This is a genomic window from Runella sp. R0.1_18, from assembly GCF_057652155.1.
The window spans coordinates 79,552-97,454 of sequence record NZ_JBYFCK010000010.1 but is presented as its reverse complement, the minus strand read 5'-3'; the positions used below and the strand labels follow the sequence as shown (position 1 = coordinate 97,454).

The 17,903-nt window shown below is 44.0% G+C and carries 18 protein-coding genes; 14 read left to right on the top strand and 4 right to left on the bottom strand.

All coding sequences use genetic code 11. The features are described 5' to 3' along the window. Positions 1-6 precede the first annotated feature (6 nt). The 13 genes from AC23P2_RS18125 to AC23P2_RS18065 all read left to right on the top strand — a co-directional run bounded on the left by AC23P2_RS18125 (position 7) and on the right by AC23P2_RS18065 (position 11,229). Positions 7-528 (top strand): DinB family protein, encoded by a 522-nt coding sequence (locus AC23P2_RS18125; protein WP_487774504.1) that lies wholly within the window; start codon positions 7-9, stop codon positions 526-528. An 80-nt stretch (positions 529-608) separates the two neighbouring features. Next, positions 609-998: a hypothetical protein gene (locus tag AC23P2_RS18120; RefSeq protein ID WP_487774503.1), complete on the top strand. Its 390-nt coding sequence runs from the start codon at positions 609-611 to the stop codon at positions 996-998. 79 nt (positions 999-1,077) lie between these two features. Further along, entirely contained in the window at positions 1,078-1,473 is a 396-nt protein-coding gene (locus AC23P2_RS18115) for a hypothetical protein (protein WP_487774502.1), read from the top strand. 71 nt (positions 1,474-1,544) lie between these two features. Then, entirely contained in the window at positions 1,545-1,976 is a 432-nt protein-coding gene (locus AC23P2_RS18110) for a hypothetical protein (protein ID WP_487774501.1), read from the top strand. 116 nt (positions 1,977-2,092) lie between these two features. Continuing rightward, a complete protein-coding gene (locus AC23P2_RS18105; protein WP_487774500.1) occupies positions 2,093-3,526 on the top strand; it encodes a cytochrome c in 1,434 nt (477 codons plus the stop codon). Positions 3,527-3,554: 28 nt separating this feature from the next. Further along, entirely contained in the window at positions 3,555-4,886 is a 1,332-nt protein-coding gene (locus AC23P2_RS18100) for a c-type cytochrome (protein WP_487774499.1), read from the top strand. Between the two features lie 39 nt (positions 4,887-4,925). Continuing rightward, on the top strand, positions 4,926-5,246 hold the full coding sequence (locus AC23P2_RS18095) for a c-type cytochrome (RefSeq protein ID WP_472493362.1): 321 nt from the start codon (positions 4,926-4,928) through the stop codon (positions 5,244-5,246). A 256-nt stretch (positions 5,247-5,502) separates the two neighbouring features. Continuing rightward, on the top strand, positions 5,503-5,829 hold the full coding sequence (locus AC23P2_RS18090) for a DUF6787 family protein (RefSeq protein WP_487774498.1): 327 nt from the start codon (positions 5,503-5,505) through the stop codon (positions 5,827-5,829). Between the two features lie 273 nt (positions 5,830-6,102). After that, positions 6,103-6,492: a hypothetical protein gene (locus AC23P2_RS18085; RefSeq protein WP_487774497.1), complete on the top strand. Its 390-nt coding sequence runs from the start codon at positions 6,103-6,105 to the stop codon at positions 6,490-6,492. A 155-nt stretch (positions 6,493-6,647) separates the two neighbouring features. Then, the gene (locus tag AC23P2_RS18080) at positions 6,648-6,791 is read left to right on the top strand and encodes a hypothetical protein (RefSeq protein ID WP_487774496.1); all 144 of its coding nucleotides are present in this window, start codon (positions 6,648-6,650) and stop codon (positions 6,789-6,791) included. Between the two features lie 334 nt (positions 6,792-7,125). Next, positions 7,126-9,501, top strand: coding sequence for a TonB-dependent receptor (locus tag AC23P2_RS18075; protein WP_487774495.1), 2,376 nt, complete (start codon positions 7,126-7,128; stop codon positions 9,499-9,501). A 268-nt stretch (positions 9,502-9,769) separates the two neighbouring features. After that, positions 9,770-10,585: a DJ-1/PfpI family protein gene (locus tag AC23P2_RS18070; RefSeq protein WP_487774494.1), complete on the top strand. Its 816-nt coding sequence runs from the start codon at positions 9,770-9,772 to the stop codon at positions 10,583-10,585. Then, the gene (locus AC23P2_RS18065; RefSeq protein ID WP_487774493.1) at positions 10,582-11,229 is read left to right on the top strand and encodes an SCO family protein; all 648 of its coding nucleotides are present in this window, start codon (positions 10,582-10,584) and stop codon (positions 11,227-11,229) included. Before AC23P2_RS18070 ends, AC23P2_RS18065 begins: the two co-directional genes overlap by 4 nt. Positions 11,230-11,331: 102 nt before the next feature. Here AC23P2_RS18065 and AC23P2_RS18060 read toward each other — a convergent pair whose 3' ends face one another. Further along, positions 11,332-11,604, bottom strand: a complete 273-nt coding sequence (locus AC23P2_RS18060; protein ID WP_487774492.1) for a hypothetical protein — start codon at positions 11,602-11,604, stop codon at positions 11,332-11,334. Positions 11,605-11,754: 150 nt separating this feature from the next. Here AC23P2_RS18060 and AC23P2_RS18055 point away from each other — a divergent pair, with 150 nt between their 5' ends. After that, positions 11,755-14,184, top strand: a complete 2,430-nt coding sequence (locus AC23P2_RS18055; protein WP_487774491.1) for a TonB-dependent receptor domain-containing protein — start codon at positions 11,755-11,757, stop codon at positions 14,182-14,184. 146 nt (positions 14,185-14,330) lie between these two features. On the opposite strand, the gene AC23P2_RS18050 is transcribed toward AC23P2_RS18055, so the two are convergent. The 3 genes from AC23P2_RS18050 to AC23P2_RS18040 all read right to left on the bottom strand — a co-directional run bounded on the left by AC23P2_RS18050 (position 14,331) and on the right by AC23P2_RS18040 (position 17,900). Further along, positions 14,331-15,026: an ABC transporter ATP-binding protein gene (locus AC23P2_RS18050; RefSeq protein WP_487774490.1), complete on the bottom strand. Its 696-nt coding sequence runs from the start codon at positions 15,024-15,026 to the stop codon at positions 14,331-14,333. Between the two features lie 68 nt (positions 15,027-15,094). Further along, a complete protein-coding gene (locus tag AC23P2_RS18045; RefSeq protein WP_487774489.1) occupies positions 15,095-16,450 on the bottom strand; it encodes a DUF3526 domain-containing protein in 1,356 nt (451 codons plus the stop codon). Between the two features lies 1 nt (position 16,451). Beyond that, complete coding sequence (locus AC23P2_RS18040) at positions 16,452-17,900, bottom strand: ABC transporter permease (protein ID WP_487774488.1); 1,449 nt, start codon at positions 17,898-17,900, stop codon at positions 16,452-16,454. Positions 17,901-17,903: the final 3 nt, after the last annotated feature.

Here is a 17,903-nt window from a genome sequence, read left to right as displayed (position 1 = left end):
TTTCCAATGAAACGTTATCTATTACTATTTTTTCTGTGCACTTCGGTGCTGGCCAATGCCCAAAATCGTACGGCCGAACTTCGTAAAGAACTCATTGATGCCTTTGACATGTCGGAAAAATACAGCCTAAAAATCTGCGACCAAATGCCTGCCGAATTTTACCAATTTAGGGCTACAGATTCAGTGATGACCTTTGCTGAGCAGTGGCGCCATTGCGTTATTTTTTCAATCAATCAAATTGCAGGGCGCACGGGCGTGGTAAACCCTCTCAAAGAGCGTAAATTACCCAAAGTAATGAACAAAGAGCAGGTAATGAGCGAAGTAAAAGCCATGTATGCTTTTATCAGAAAAACCGTCAACGAACTACCCGAAGCCAAACTGTACGAAAAAACAGGCTTCACCAACGGCGAAATTCCGATGTGGCGCCTCATCTATGCCGTCGAAAACCACATTATTCACCACCGTGGTCAAGTCATTGTATATTTGCGCTTAAAAAACATCGTTCCCGAAGGGTATGTGGGCTGGTAAGCTAACAAAAATCATTTTTTTTTGTTTAATACTTTGATGAATGTCATAAAGTCGGTTTCTTTGAAACGTTATATTTGAGAATGCTAAAAAGAGTCTTCACCGTCGTTTTTTCTCTACTCATTCTTGTGCAAAGCATGAGAGGTACGATGGTGTATGTATCTTTAAAAATGAACCAAGACGAAATAGCCGCCAAATATTGTACCAGCGACAATATCCCGATGTGCTATGGGAATTGTTACATTGAAAAGCAGCTCAAAAGCCTCGAAAAAGAAACCGACAAGCGTTCTTCATCGAGTAACACTACTGAAAAAATATTTTTTTGGTTCATTTCAACGCCCGTTGAATCTCTCCAACTCGAAGCCCCTTTTTGGAAGCTTCTTTCTTTCACCAAAAGCATTTATAGCGTTCCTCCTTTCTTTTCTCATTATTTAGCTGGTATATTTCAGCCACCCCGATCGGCTATGTTTTGATTTCTAGGCTCTGTGTTTGCGCCCCAGCGAGGGCCGCGAAGACATCTCTGTTTTTTTTCATCAAAACATAGTCATTTTCATGTATCAATCTTCAAAACTCACGCCTTCCCGCGAGAAGAAGGCGCTATCAAGCTCATACATCGACGAAAACGGTCAACTTTTTTTATACGAAACAGCTTCCGAGAAAAAAATTAAGCAGTTTACTCTACTGTTTCGCGAACTCCCACCTATTGTAAGTTTCCTAGCAATCTCTTTCTTTTTGGTTCAATTATATATCGTTTTTGGAGGACTTTATTACCACCGCACTATCCCTCCCACGTCACTCGAATTACGAACCTACCTTTTCTTATTTGTTTTTTTAGGAATAGGTGTTGCTGGCTGCCTAAAATTAGGCTGGTTCTTCATAGAACAAAAAGATGCCGAATACAATGACATTCAGGACCAGTACCAAAATAATAGCACTTCGATGTACTAAAATGTAACGTTTGTTACATTTTATTCCCGTTCAATTGTTGTATTTTTGTAACGAAATTCTCACACGCTTTTATGCTGTTCGGCTTGCGAATAGATATTGCCCAACTAACACAACGTCAGATTCGTCGTCTGCGCGGATGGCTGATTGTAGCCATAGTGGGGGTCATGTTTATGCAAAGTGTCCTGACGGCACTACTCGTTTTTTCGATTGACAATCCGCTTACGTTTCAAGAATCCTACAGCAAATCAGAGCAAACAGTAAGCCAATCCCACAAACGCGCCAAGCAACAGCTCTTGTCGCTGTTGGATTTTGGGCAAGAACCCACCAAGAAAAAACAAGCGTCGTTGAACCTCTACGTTTTTAATCTTTTTGTAGAAGAAGTTGGTATTGAGGTGCCCCCCTGCTTGCCAACAGACGTTACTTCCAACGCTGATTTTGCCTATTTGGCGGGAAAAGGGCTATTGTTTCACCAAAAAATCCCGCACCCTCCGCGTACCGTTTAATGTCCATTTGATCCGCTGCTCCGTCGTTCGGTGTAGCGCTTCAACGTTTCTCTCTGCCGTATTTCAGCAGGGAAGAAGCGCTGTATCCCTATGGTTTCATTAAACACTTTATTCTCGTGGATTTTCCAATTTTTCACCTCGATTTTATTGGCAATCGAGCCTTGATTGCCATGATTGCCGTCCTTCATGCCGTCATCAATCATGCCTTGGCGGTAGGACTTATGCCCGTAGTGGCCATGCTCGAAATCAAAGGTTTTAGACTCCTAAAAACCAATCCTGAGCTCGCCGAAAAATGGGACGCGCTCGCCTATCGGATTCTGTTTGTGGCCTTTCTGATTACAACCACCATTGGTGCTATGACGGGCGTTGGTATTTGGTTTTCGGCCTCACTGGTCAACCCTGCCTCCATTGCCAGTTTGATTCGCGTGTTTTTTGGTGCGTGGTTTGTCGAATGGCTCGTATTTGTGACCGAAGTTGTCCTCATCTTGTTCTATTTCCTCACTTGGAAAAAACTGAAACTCAACATCGTACAAAAATTCAAACACGTTAAATACGGGCTGTTTTTGAGTTTCTTTTCGTGGATTACGATGGCGATTATCGTGTCCATTTTGTCATTTATGATGGATACGGGCAACTGGAACAACGACCGTACGTTTCTCTACGGTTTTATCAACCCTGTGTATTTGCCTCAACTGTTCTTCCGCACGCCACTTGCCATGACCATGGGCGGGATGATTGCTATGTTTTTAACCCTCATTTACACCCGCAAAGACCTCGATTTTCGGAAAGTTGCCCTGCGTTCTATCAGTAAGTGGGTCTTGATTTGGGGGCCATTGGCAGCCGCAGGAGCGATGTTGTACTACTACGTTATTCCCACAAGTTTGGTGGGCAACCTACCCGTGGCGATGGGAACGCTTGAGTTTCAAAACTGGTACAGTCAAATTGTAGTCATTGTAGCCGTGGCCATTGGGTTAGTAATCGCCATGGCCAACTGGTCCTATTTCCGTCCACAGTCAGCGCCTGCTTGGTTGGCAGGGGTGAGTATTTTGCTCATTGTGGGCTTGATGGGTCACTTTGAGCGTTTGCGGGAGTTTATCCGTAAACCCTACGTCATTGGTGAATACATGTACTCCAACGGCCTCCGCGTGGAAGACTATCCTCTTTTGCAACGTGATGGGGTGCTAAAACACGCCAACTTCGTAGCGACCAAAGAAGTCACCGACGACAATATGCTTGAAGCGGGGCGCGATGTGTTCATTCTTACTTGCAGTCGTTGTCACACCACCAACGGAGCTGTAAACCCGCTCAAAGGGAAATTTACGGACATGTTTGGCACGAAACCGTGGGAAACAGCCCAGCTCAAAGGCTACATCAAAAACATGCACTCGGCGCGGTATTTTATGCCTCCTTTCCCTGGCAACGACCGCGAGTTGGATGCACTCTGTGCTTACATCAAAGAATTGCAGGTCAATCCACAGCCTGTTTCGGGGGCACAAGATGGACTAGGGTTCAACAAACCTAAAGCCAGCCGTCCCGTAGCAATCCGTTAATAAACCTTCCATTCTAACGACTTTTATCATGTTTTTAAACATTCTTTTGCAAACCCAAACCATCGTCCAAAAAGATATTCCCCTCCCCTTACCCGTGCCCGAGTGGGTGCTGGTTGTGGTATTGGTATCCATGTTTTTGGTTCATATTTTATTTATCAACTTCATGGTTGGTGGTTCCATTTTGACGTTGATGTATCAATTACTTGGTCTTCGTAAGCCTGACTACGACAAACTTGCCTACGAAGTAGCCCAGACCATTACGGTCAATAAATCCATGGCAGTTGTGATGGGGATTGCGCCCTTGTTGGCCATCAATACGCTCTATACCACGTACTTCTACACGGCCAATGCCCTCACGGGTTTGATGTGGATTTTGATTATTCCGTTGGTCACGATTGCCTTTTTGTTGCTCTACGCCCACAAGTTTTTGTGGCATAAGCTCGACAACAATAAGTTTTTGCACATCAGTATGTTAGCTACCTCGGTTGCTATCTTTTTGTTCGTTCCCCTGATTTTTTTGACCAACGTCAACCTCATGATGTTTCCCGACAAATGGTCGGTCGTGGAAGGCTTCTTATCAGCGTTGGTATTGCCCAACGTATTTCCGCGTTACCTCCATTTTATGAACGCCTGTATGGCCGCTTCGGGTTTGTTGTTGGTTTGGTATTTTGGCCGCAAGGACTTCGATTTTGAGGGTAAATTCCCCACGTTGAGTCGGTACGACGTGCGCAAAAATCTCTATACTGTCACGTTTTACGGCTCAGTGGTGCAGTTTTTGGTAGGACCGATTGTCCTTATTACGCTTCCGTCTCAAGGGTTGAGTTGGAACGTCCTGCTTGTCATCTTTACGGGGGCTTCGATTGCCATCGTGGCTATGGTATGGCTTTGGAAAGAAATCACGGGGCCAGCGGCGCAATTTGGCCGTCATTTTACCAAAATTGCCCTCACGATGGGGGTTGTGGTACTCTTTATGGGCTCAGGAAGGCAGTTGTACCGCTCCAATGTCATTGACCCGCACCGTAAATTGGTAGCCCAAAAAACGGCCGAGTACGAAAAACTGGTCAAAGAAGCCCAAGTGGAGGCGCTCAAGCCCAAAACGACCGAAACCGCCGCCGCCACTCACCCAGGTGAGGCCATTTTCCAAATGAACTGCGTGGCGTGCCATCAGGTCAACGATAAGCTTGTTGGGCCAAGTATGGTAGAAGCCGCAGGAATTTACAAAGGCAACATTGCGGGATTGATAGGCTGGATTAAACAGCCTGGCAAAAAGCGAGAAGGCCCCGCCATGCCTACCCAAGCGCATTTGGGCGATGACAAAATCAAACAAGTAGCCGAGTGGATTCTGACACTGAATAAGTAGGCAGTAGTTTATAATTATTCACTTTAATCAAGTCAATCAATGAAAAAGTTCGTAATCATCTTTGGATTGTTGGGCTACGGAGTAGCAAACGCTCAGACAAAAATTCCTGCGGATGTGGAAAAATTGTTACAGAAAAACACCTGCTTGGCGTGCCACAATGCAGACAAAAAAGTAGTAGGGCCAGCCTACAAGGATGTTGCCAAACGCAACTATTCAAAGGAGCAAATTGTAGAGTTGATTTACAAACCAAAACCCTCCAACTGGCCTGGGTATCCTCCAATGGCAGCTCTTCCTAACGTACCTCGTAGTGAAGCACTGAAAATAGCTACTTGGATTGTCTCTTTAAACAAAAAGAAGTAACATGAACGCGAGGTTGTCTAAAAAGTAACAGGTCACAAAATATTCTTTGGATTCAACCTCATCCCAACCCTTCCGCTCAGGCGGCCCTGTCCTTTCTGGAGAAGGGCTCTAAAAGTCCCCCTCTACTGAAAGGCCGCGACGGCGTACCGTGAGGGGGATTTAGGGGACGGTCGGCCGCTGCCGTGAGGTTGAACAGAAACCGAAGATAATTTGGTGATACCAGACTTTTTGGACAGCCTCTTTACTAATACAACCCATGCAAACAACCTCAAAAACACCTTGGACGACGCGCCTTCAGCACAAATGGGGGCTTGAAAACACCTTGCAAGTTATCGCCGTCTTACTGACGTTTACCTTGGCAGGCTCCTCGGTCGTATGGCTTCGCAAAGGTCTTTTTTGGCTCCTTGGCTACGATGCCAATACGCCCTTTTGGCTCAAAACCATTACATATCTGCTCTTTATTTTTCCAACGTATCAAACTTTATTACTGCTGTACGGAAGTCTATTGGGGCAGTTTTCATTTTTTTGGGAAAAAGAAAAAAAGATGTTTTTATGGCTAAAAAGCAAACTAAATCCAAACTAAGTACCACCAACGCCCTCCAATGGAAACAATGGAGTGCGTTGGTGCTTCTACTTTTATTGCTACTTAGTATGATACTTGTATTGACGCAAGCAGGTTAAACGCATTACAATATAGAGCGGCTATTGATTACTCCATAAGAGCTACATCTGAGGCTATTTTTTTAATAAGTTTAACCTGTGACACAAGCATAAAGGGCTAGTTTTCAAGTATTCATTCATAATTTTGTCATCATTCAGTTCGATTATTTACCTTTGAGAGTCGGTTTTCATTCCTATGTTCAAAAAACAACACATAGCACTCCTATTAATGGTATTGGTAAGCATAAAAACCTTACTTGTACCTGTTGTTTATTTGGACTTTGAACTACGCAAAGACTACATCGTTCAACAGCTTTGCCAAAACCGCTTCAAACCTGAGCTTCACTGCGATGGCAAGTGTTATTTGGCTAAACGCCTTCATAAATTAGCCGAAGACAACGCTACCAAAGAAACCCAAAAACACGCAGCTCAGCTCAAAAAAATCGTAGAAGACTTATTTGAAGAACTAATTTTTGACTTTAGCCTCCCTTGCTATACTACGTTTGTTTCTATCATTTGTAGTGTTCCAGCCTACTTTCTTCTTCCAAAACACGCCCAAGTACCTATCAAACCGCCCATCGGTTAAGTCACTCTTTTGTGTTTTTGATTTGGTTCTCTCAACCCTCTGAGCAGAACAATTATTTATTGTCCCTTTTTTCATTCTAAGCCCCTTTTTCTAGGTTGCCCAACAAGCAACTTAGCAAATGGGTGTCGGCCTTTAAACTTCTTAACTTTTTGATTATGAACAACATAAAATTTTCCACTATTCCACAAGCCAATCACAAACGGATAATTCGGTTGGTCGCTTACAGCATTATTGCCGCATTAGTAGGAGTTATTTTAACGGCAGTAGTCCTCCTGATAGGGCTTGTTTTGCACACCTAAAGGGAGGTTATTAATCAAGATGAACTAATACCAACAGCCTCGCTTCTTTGAGGCGAGGCATTGTTTAAAAATTCAATGAAAAAATCACCAAACATCGCCTCTATTGAACCCAATCAAGAGCCATATCGCTCTCAATCAGAGCAAGATGACGACTGGGTTCTCCGTCTATTCAAATTTGGACTGATTTGGATCGTGTTCGTTTTTATTTTCTTTTTTACCGTAGTAGCTATTTCAATGCAATAGCAAAATAAACACTTTACTTTCAAACACTTAACAACCAAATAGATACGCATTGGTATCTATTATTTCAACCAAAATTCAACACATTTTCCCTATGAAATCAACCTTACAAGTCCTACTTTTTTGCATTTTCAGTCTTTATGCAAGTGCACAGACGCTAACAGGAAGCATAAAAAGCAGCACAGGCGAAAACATTTCTTTTGCCAACATCACACTGCTCAACAGTCCTAAAGGAACCGTAGCCGATAAATCGGGCAGTTACCAACTCACTCTGCCGCGTGGCAAATATGAAGTTTCGGTCAGTGCCGTCGGCTACGCAACCCAAATTCAGCAAGTAACCATGGCCGATAAAAATACGGTACTAAATTTCAGCCTCAACCCAAGTACGCAGGACTTAGGCGAGGTGGTTGTGACGGCCCAAAAGACCGAGCAAAATCTACTGAACATTCCAGTGGCGGTTACATCGCTATCGGCCAAAAAAGTAGAAGATGCCCGTGTGTGGGAGTTGGCCAACCTGACCGCCATTGTGCCCAATTACCTCTACTCAGAATTGGGCGTAGCGTTTCAGCAAATTCAGTCCATCAGAGGCGTGCAGGTATTCAGCGAAAACCCTGCCGTGGCTACGTACATTGACGATGTAAACGCCTTAGACATCATCGGTGGCGGCTTTCAAATGGCTGACATCGAGCGCGTTGAAGTACTTCGTGGGCCACAGGGAACGCTTTTTGGCAGGAATGCCATGGGTGGTGTGGTCAATATCATCACCAAAAAACCAACCAACCGTACCAACGGATTTGCCGAAGTGAGCGTAGGAAACTTAGGGCTTCAACGCTACAATGTTGGTTTCAAAACACCGCTTATCAAAGACAAATTGTTTTTTGGTATCAACGGGGTGTATAACAAACGCAATGGTTTCCTAAAAAACGACACCACTGGACTCGGCAAAACTGAGAAGAATATTCAGGGTGCACGGGTGGGTGATGAAGAAAACCTCTACGGCAACGCCTATGTGCGGTGGTTTCCGAGCAGTAAATTCAGCGCAACGTTCAACCTAAAAGCCCAAACTGATAAGTCTGACGCCACGGGTTTTATGCTGAGTGTAGCCGATGAAAAGTTAGCTTTTGCCAATCCCGACAAGATTTACCTCAAGCGTATCGGTACTCACCAGCGCAACATCATCAACACGTCGCTGAATCTAAAATACTACGGTTCAGGCTATACGCTCACTTCGGTTTCGGCCACCCAATCCATTGGCATGGCTTACAAAGACGTTGATTTCCCAGGCTTTTATCACTCATTCAGAGAAAAGGAAATCGGAGAAATGCTACCTCCGCAAAAGGTATTTACCCAAGAATTTAGAATCAACTCAAACGCGGTTGACTCAAAGCTCAATTATTCAGCAGGGGTTTTCTACTTCAATCAAACGGGCTATGAACCCACCACCAATCTGGCCTTTGAATTAGGCCCTGATATGTATGCAGCCTTCCGTAATAAATCAGTCAACAACGGTTTGGCGGTGTTTGGCCAAATCGGTTACAAACTCACCAAAGAACTCGAACTTACTGCTGGGTTGCGTTACGACAACGAAAACCGTAAAGCCATCTTCAACGGTTTCGGCGATGCCATTTTTACCATGGGGACTTTAACCTTTGTCAAACCCGACACAACCGTTACGGGCAAATACAATGCTGTTTCACCTAAGGTAGCTCTTAACTACACTATCAATTCAAAATCAAGTATTTATGTGAGCTACACGCGAGGTTTCAGAGCAGGTGGTGTTAATTCACAACGTTTACCCAAGGGCATTTCGCAGACCTTTAAACCCGAATTTTCGGACAATTTTGAAGTGGGTTTGAAAGCCACAGGCATGGAAAATAAACTACGGGTGGGACTTACGGCGTTCTTGATCAAGTGGAAAGACCTCCAAACCTATAATTTGGTTGCACCATTCACTTATGCCCGCGAAAACTTGGGGGATGTCCAAACCAGAGGTCTTGAGTTTGATGCCACCATGATACCAGTCAAAAACCTTGAGTTGGACGCAAGCCTTGGCCTCAACAATGGCAAATACGAAGATTTTAAACTCACACGGGTTAATTTTGCTACGATGGCCGAAACCAAAATAGACGTAACGGGCAAAAAACTGGCCAATGCTCCAAGTCACACTTTCTACTTGGCCGCTCAATACGGCATTCCGCTGGCTTCAATGGCCAAATTAAGCCTGCGCGGGGAATACCGTTCGGTGGGGCAGTTTTACACCGACTTGCAAAATACGCTGAAACAACCTACATATAGCCTCATCAACACCCGAGTAAACCTCCAGGTGGCCACATTCAACGTAGCTTTCTGGGTTCAGAACTTGGGCAACACGCGCTATTTGATTTATGGTTCGGGCGATACCAGCTTTGGGCGCAGCGTTCGGATGGCTTCTCCGCGCACGTTGGGCGTTACGCTTAATTATGGTTTTTAAAGTAAGTAATAAGAACTATTTAATTGATAATATTTTAACACGGAGTGTCACCGAGTTAAGCACAGAGTAACACAAAGTATCATCTAAAACTCAGTGAAACTCGGTGGATTTATAAACTTTGTGATACTCCGTGTTTAAAAACATACTATCAAATAATGATTTACGCTTACTTATCAATAGAGATTTCCCAAGTTTTTATAGACCGCTTGTAAAAACTTGGAAAGTCTATTGGGAATAATTTCTTCACATTTATACCAACTTTCTCCAGATGAAACACTTACTGATTATTCTCTCATTGATGTACGTTGCTTTCACAAGTGCAACGGCCCAAACCTCCCAGGCCGATTCTATCGCCAAACGTCACGATGAGTTGATGCAAATCATCATGACCAAACCCAAAGTGCCCATCAAAACCATCGGGGTGTATGTCTATGACGGCTACAATACCCTCGATGCCATCGGGCCTTATCAGGTGCTGTCTGAACTAATGGGCGTGGATATTTTTTTCGTAGCCAAAGAACGCGGCTTGGTCAAAAACCAACGCGGCCTGAAAGTGCAGGTGGACAAATCTTTTGCCGACGTACAAAAATTAGACATCCTCATCATTCCAGGCGGGGCGCAGGAAACCTTCCAACAAACCCAAGACACCACAGTACTCAACTGGATTCGGAAGGTTGACCAAACCACCACTTATACCGCAAGTGTCTGTACCGGCGCATGGATTTTGGGCGCTTCAGGTCTCCTGAAAGGCAAAAACGTAAGCTGCAACTGGTACCGCGCCAAAGAAATCATGGGGATGTACGGGGCCAATTTTAAACAAGAACGCTACGTACGCGACGGCAAATACTGGACTTCGGCGGGGGTTACGGCAGGGATGGACATGGCTTTGGGCATCATCAACGAGCTGATGGGCGAAAAATACACCAAAGGTGTCATGCTGGATTTGGAATATGACCCTAAGCCCCCCTACCCTGCGGGCTCAGTGACCAATACCGATGAGATAGTAGTGGACATGATGACCCAAATGTACGACATGGGGCTGTATCCGTTGTTTCAAAAAGAGATGAAAAAAGCCAAGAAATGAAAAAGAAATCACTCACTGCCCCAATAACGGCGCTGTTGTTGTTGGGCTGCCTCAGTTGTAACCTCAACTCCAAGCCCCTCCCCATCTTAGGCGAGGCCGAAATCATCACGAAAGTGGTAAATGGAAAAACCATTGAAGAAAAAATCTATCCGACCATTCCCGATTTTGCGTTTAGGAGTCAATACGGCGATACCATCACGGCCAACAACTTCAAAGACAAAATCTACGTCGCCGACTTTTTCTTCGTGACTTGCCCCACGATTTGCCCCGTGATGAAGAAAAATATGAAAAAGGTCTATGAAGCCTATCAGGATAACCCCAACGTCGGGATTCTCTCGCATACCATTGACCCTGCCCACGACAGCGTAGAAGTTTTGAAAACCTACGCCGATGATTTGGGTATCAAAGGCCGAACGTGGCTTTTTGTGACGGGAAACCGAGAAAAAATCTACGACATTGGCGAAAAGCATTACTTAGTAACCGCCCACGCCGACGACAAAGAACCTGGAGGCTATATCCACAGCGGCGCCTTTGTGCTAATCGACAAGCAAAAACACATTCGCGGCATGTACGATGGTACCAACGAAAAAGAGGTACAGCTGATGATACGGGATATGAAGACGTTGTTGGAGGAGGGGAAATAGCAACAATTTGATTCATTGCTGCCCCTACCAAGTTTGCCACAAAGTACTTCTGCGCCGCTGTGTCATTCAAAATTGATTTTATTTATATCAAATGCCTCACCATCATTTTCTTATACTTTCTGCCCGCACGGGCAGGTGGGTGCGGAGGGTTTCTTCTACGTCTTCGGGTTTGTCTTCCCAGACGAGGCCGTATTTTTTCTTGGTATTGATAAGGTCAATGAGGTAGGCGCGTTCGTCTTGGCTGATGCCTTCGAGGGCTTTTACTTTTTGTATGAGGTCGTGTTTGTTCATGCGTCGTGTGTGCGGGCGGCGTTTATTGGGCAATTTTAACCACAAAGCGGCAAAGTACCCAACAAATGGCCAAAAAAGTACCATTGGTTTTAGTTACAAAACAAGGTTTTTTTGTGCTCTTCAACAATCACTTTATGTTTAAAATTGTTCTAAATAAACTTTGTAGGATAAAATTTGGCACTTACTTTTACGCATCAATTTAGAATAAGTCTAAGCGCAAATAAAAATAAAAAAATGAAGTCTTTGATTAATACCATTTTGCTTGCCCTTCTGGTTGGTATTACTGCTTTTGGGCAAAAAGCGATGATCATTGGAAAGGTAACAGACAATTCCCAACAAGCGATTGTGGGCGCCAACGTTACGTTGAAAGGAACGGTCAGAGGAGTGCAAACAAACCCCAATGGCGAGTATGTTATCAAAGGATTAAAAGCGGGCAATTACGTAGTAGTGGTCTCAAATGTAGGCTTGAAAAATCAGGAAATCGCGGCTTCACTCCAAGAAAATGAATCAAAAACCATCAATTTTGAATTAGAAGAAGAAACCTATACCCTCAAAAACATACAGGTAGTAGCAAGCCGTGGCGTAAGAGGAAACGAGCATTTGGCCGAGGTAGATGGGTATTCGATCAATGCTACCAAGAAAAACGAATTGATTGTTATCGGGAATCTCAATGCCAATTTGGCGATGAACAACAGCCGTCAGATTTTTGGGCGTACGCCAGGTATTTCGGTTTGGGAAAACGATGGTTCGGGTGTGCAACTCGGCGTGGCATCGCGGGGGTTGAGTCCCAATCGCTCGTGGGAGTTTAATACCCGCATGAACGGCTACGACATTACGCCCGACCCAATGGGCTACCCCGAAGCTTATTATACGCCACCGATGGAAGTAGTTGACCGCATCGAAATTGTACGTGGTGCTTCTTCGCTACAATATGGTTCGCAATTTGGGGGTTTGATGAATTTCGTGCTTCGCAAACCCGATATTTCTACCCGTTTTACGGCCGAATCGCAAAACACCACGGGAAGTAATGGCCTTTTCAGTACGTTCAACTACATTGGTGGTACAGAGGGACGTTTGAGTTATACGGCATATTATCAAAAACGCTTAGGTAATGGCTGGCGCGACAATAGCCGTTTTAATACCGACCACGCTCACATAGAATTAAGCTACGCAGTATCCAATAAATTAAAAATAGGTTTTGAGACAACCTACATGATGACCGAAATTCAGCAAGCGGGCGGTTTGACCGATGCTCAATTTGCCCAAGATGCTCGCCAAAGTTTGCGTTCGAGAAACTGGTTCAGTACGCCGTGGTTGATACGGAGTGTAAACGCTGAATATATTTTTAGTCCAAAAACTAAATTGAACTTTAAGGCATTTTCTACGATTGCGGAGCGTAATAGCGTAGGAAATGTAAGACCCATAACCGAGGCCGATAATTTGACCTCGGTACGTCAGGTGGACAGAGATTTTTACACAACTTTCGGCACAGAACTTAGATTTTTAACTGATTATAAGTTACTTGGAAAGGAAAATACCTTGGCAGCAGGCCTACGCTATTTCCGTGGCCACATTGACCGCAAGCAACAAGGACGTGGCACAAGCGGAACAGAAATGGACTTCGACCTTTCGGATGGCGTATATCCAAGAGATTTAGACTTTACCAATACCAACCAAGCGGCGTTTGTTGAGAATATTTTTAGATTCAACAAAAAGTTTTTGGTAACGGCTGGTGCAAGAATTGAAAATATTAGCTCGGTCATGGCAGGGCAGTTTGGCATTACCAACGGAAACCCTGTTGTGTTGAATAACATCACTCGAAACCGTAGTTTTATGATTTTTGGAGGAGGAATGGAATATCATATTACGCCACAATCTGAGTTTTACAGCAATATTTCGCAGGCATACCGCCCCGTTTTGATTTCTGACCTTACGCCGCCCGCTACGACTGACGTGATTGACGAAAACCTGCAAGATGCCCGTGGATACAATTTTGATTTTGGATACCGTGGAAAAGTAGGAAATTATTTAAACTTCGATGTTGATTATTTTTACGTAAATTATAACAACCGAATCGGTACAATCACACAGACCGATGCCGCCAATCAACGTTATCAGTTTCGTACCAATTTAGGACGTTCGGTAAGTCAAGGTTTCGAGGGATATGTAGAATTTGACCCCGTGACAGCTTTCTTCAAAAAATCTAAAATTGGGTATTTGAGTGTATTTGCTTCGATAGCATACATTGATGCCACATACCGTGATTTTAAGACTACTTCGGTAGTAAACGGGCAAGTTGTAGAAGGTAATCTTTCGGGCAAAAGAGTTGAAAATGCGCCACGTAAAATCAACCGTTTTGGGGTTACGTACAACAAAAAAGGGTTTTCAGCAACATGGCAATTGAGCGATATTGGCAAAGCTTATGCCGATGCCTCAAATACCGAAACGGCTAATGCCGCCGCCACAACGGGCGTGATTCCTGCCTATACTGTGCAAGACCTTTCGGCAAGTTTCAAATTCTTGAAACACTACAATGTAAAAGCAGGGGTAAATAACCTAACCGATGAACGCTATTTCACACGCCGTGCGGGTGGATACCCAGGCCCAGGTCTGATGCCTGCCGATGGCCGTACGTTCTACGTTTCAGCAGGATTTAAGTTTTAAAAATTGTTGGGTTACAATTAGCGCGGTGAATCACTTACCTTAATTTTACCCAAGCTAATCAGAACAGAAAAATGCCCGCTACCCAAAACCGCCTGTCGCGCAGGGTTTGGGTAAATTCTTTGTTGGCGATGAGTTTTTTCATGATTTCATACCGTTTGTAAGTACAATTTTTCCAATTCGTTGGCCGAAATATCTTTGGCGTCTATCACCGAAACCAAGTTGCCTTCTTTCATAATGCCAATGCGGTTAGCTACTTCTTTCGCCCTGAAAATATCGTGCGTGGCCATCAAGATAGCCGTTCCATTGGTCGAAAGCTCTTTTAGAATCTCCGAGAACTCATTGCTGGCTTTGGGATCAAGGCCGCTCGTTGGTTCATCGAGCAGAAGAGCTTTTGCTTTTTTGGCAATGGCAATGGCGATGCCCACTTTCTGACGCATACCTTTAGAGTAGCCGCCTACGCGTTGGTTATGAGCGGCCGTTTGTAAACCTGCTTTACTCAGAAAGCCACTCAGTTGTTCTTTTCCGTAAGAAAAGCCTGCTAATGAAGAGAAAAATTCCAGGTTTTCAATCCCCGTCAGGTTGGCGTAAAGCATGACCGTTTCGGGGATGTAGGCCAAGTATTTTTTGGTTTCGAGGGCATGGTCGGCTACTGATACGCCATTGATGCTAGCGCTACCGCTCGAAGGCTCAATAAAACCCAAAAAGCAGTTGATAGTCGTGGTTTTGCCCGCACCGTTTTGTCCCAACAAGGCAAATATTTCGCCTTCATTGATGGTCAAATTCAGGTTGTTGAGAGCGGTTTGCTCTCCGTAGGTTTTGGAAAGGTTTGTTGCCTGTAACATATCTTTTTGCATTTATCAGTTTATAGTACGCCAATGACACCAGTTGGCACCGATTAACATCCGATGAGTCAACCTGCCATTTGATTCCTCTTAAAATTTATCTTTGCCAAAACCACACACAATCCACTGATTATCAATAATGGCAAAAGTATTCTTAGCCAATGAACGCTCGCTTTTTCTTTAAAATAGGCCAATCCAAACGCGTTCCAATCTTCGCTTGAAACGGCCGCGTTCGTAAAAATTTTTGGGTAAAAATGCAGTCGTTTTTGCTCGTGAAAATCTTCGAGTTTTTCGAGAAAATGCAGGTAATTATCCATGTCCGAAAGACTCAAAGCATTGAAGCTTAATTGGGTATGTATGGTCGGAAAAAACAACCCCACTGCACTGCTGAACGCATTGCGTTTTTTGAGTTTTTCCTTGAATGATTGAGCAGCGGCGGCGGCTTCATCATCGCCCATTTGCTGCATAGCATAGTACCATAGCCAGCTATAATCTTTGCCTTCGGGATGCTTGTATTGGCTGAATTGTGGGTAATGCTGATGAAACTTTGCTACGGTCGGTTCTTTGGGTTCGTCCCATTTGTTGTGGTACCCATCCCGACTTTCCAAAACAGTGCTGAATGCTTCTGGAACAGGATATAAATTAACGGTAAGCGCATTGATTCCAGCAGGCAACACGATGGTGAGCTTCACCCACGAAAGCAACAAAATCAAGGCGTTTTGGCTCGAATTTTTCTGAAAACTCACCACCAACCACGCCAATGAGAACCAAAAACTGACGTAAAGAATACTCGTTAGGATGAAAGCCATAAATGCTGCGTCGAAAGGAATCATCAAGTAAAACTTAGCAGCCAGCAATAGAAGAAGCAGTACGGCCAAAACACTCATGTAACGAACCAGCATTTTTAATCGCAACATTTTCAATGGATTACCCGACTGACTCAGCACCAAACTCCACGTTCCTTCTTCTTTTTCTTCCGAAATCAGGTTGAAACCAAACGCAATGATGATGAGCGGAAAAAAGTAAATCAGCACAAAGCTGAAATCCATGTTACCAAGCATCTGATACATGGGGTTCCTCAAATCGGTGGCGTATTTTTGTTCTTCTAAATTGCGAATGGTCACACTTTGAAGCGACGGGTGAATGTCTCGTTGACCAATCGACAACCCAGCCAAAGCAGGCAGCTCATTGACCAACCCAAAACGTACGTAGTATAGCAGCAATCCTATTTCTGCGGGATGAAACTTTACATTTCGAGCGATACTTTCCTGCTGATAATGTGCCGTTCGTTTAATAATTTCCCGATTTTTTTCAAGAAAATGTTGACCAATATGCAAGCTAACTAGCCCCGCAATCAGCAACAACAAAAGACCTATCATTAAGCCCTTAGAACGAAGGAAGTTTTTTACTAATAGTAATTTCATATCAAAAGGCTTTCAAGCGGTGAGTCCTATATCGAATCAAAAAAAATAAGCCTATTCCCCACAAAACCAAGGAAAAAATCGAGACAGCCTCACGCTGTACCACCGTGTTTAACTTCAAAAAATGATATTGAAAGTCAGGCAATTGCGACCAAAACTTTTTATTGACAACCGCATTTTTGTCGGCAGAGCTTTTTACTTTGTTGCTGATGTACTTCATCTGCAATTCGTTCAACGCCTGGGCTAATAAATAGCGAAAATCCTCTGTCTGAGACTGAAAATTTTGATAAGCAGAATAGTCGGTACCTGCCAGTGCCATCGACAAGTTTTTGATGGCCATATAGGGGTTAAAAAAAGCGGTAAAACGTACGACATTCTGCTGTTTTTGGTAGGTTTCTACCAAGTGAGCTTGGTGTTTTTGGTACGTTTTGGCACTGAGTTTTTCTCCTTCACGCATTACATATCCACTGTAGTTGAAGGGAAGTTTATGGGTAGAATCCACTTTATAAGCAGTTAATAATGAGTCTTTTAACGCTTTAAAATGCGGATCGTTGGGGTTATGGCTATCTCCTTGTTGAATGAGTTCGTGTTCTACCGTAGTATCAAATTCAATTTTTGAGGGCGACGGAAACATCGTCTGACCTACCACTTGCGACAACTTGGGCAGCATCAGCGTAAAAAAAAGCCAACAACCAATGAGCTGAATAAGGGCGGATTTGGGTGATTTTGTACTGGCTGATACCCAAATAGCAATGATAGATACAATGAAAAAATACCCCAAATAGCTACTTACCAGCAGAAAAAATCGCACAAAAACCTGGGTATTTTCTAAGGCTAAAGTATTTATCACCAGCAAAATAAATCCTACAATCACCGATGGAATAAAAATACTGAGTGCCAAATAAAACAACCCGAGCGACTTGCCTAAGAGGAGTTCTGGCCAGCTTACCCCTTGCGTCAGCAAAATACGCAGGGTTCCATGTTCGCGTTCACGAGCTACCAAATCAAACCCCCAAAAGAAAATCAGCAGAGGTAAGAGCAATTGCAGAATCATCCCTGCCGAAATCTCACCAAAACGCAACAAACCATTTGATAAACTTGCTTCAGAAAAATTGACAGTATTTTGTCGGTGGGCTTCCAGAAAAACAGCATTGCCGAGGTAGCTGTCCATGCCAAAATCAAAAAAGCTCAGCGGAAAATGCTGTCGGAAAGCCACGTAGCCATAATGGGCCATGCGGTGCGGGTGTTTGTCGGGGCGGCTTTCCCATCGCTCCCGAACCTCATGGCTGTAGTGTTCTGCGGTTTCTTGCTGGAGCCTCATGTTTTGGTACCCCGCAATCAACGCAAAAAGTAACATCACATTAAACACCCCAATCAGCCATTTGGTACTGGTGTTCTTGGTCTTACTGTTCCAAACCTGTCTTGAAAGTAACTTCAGAATGGTAATCCGCATTTT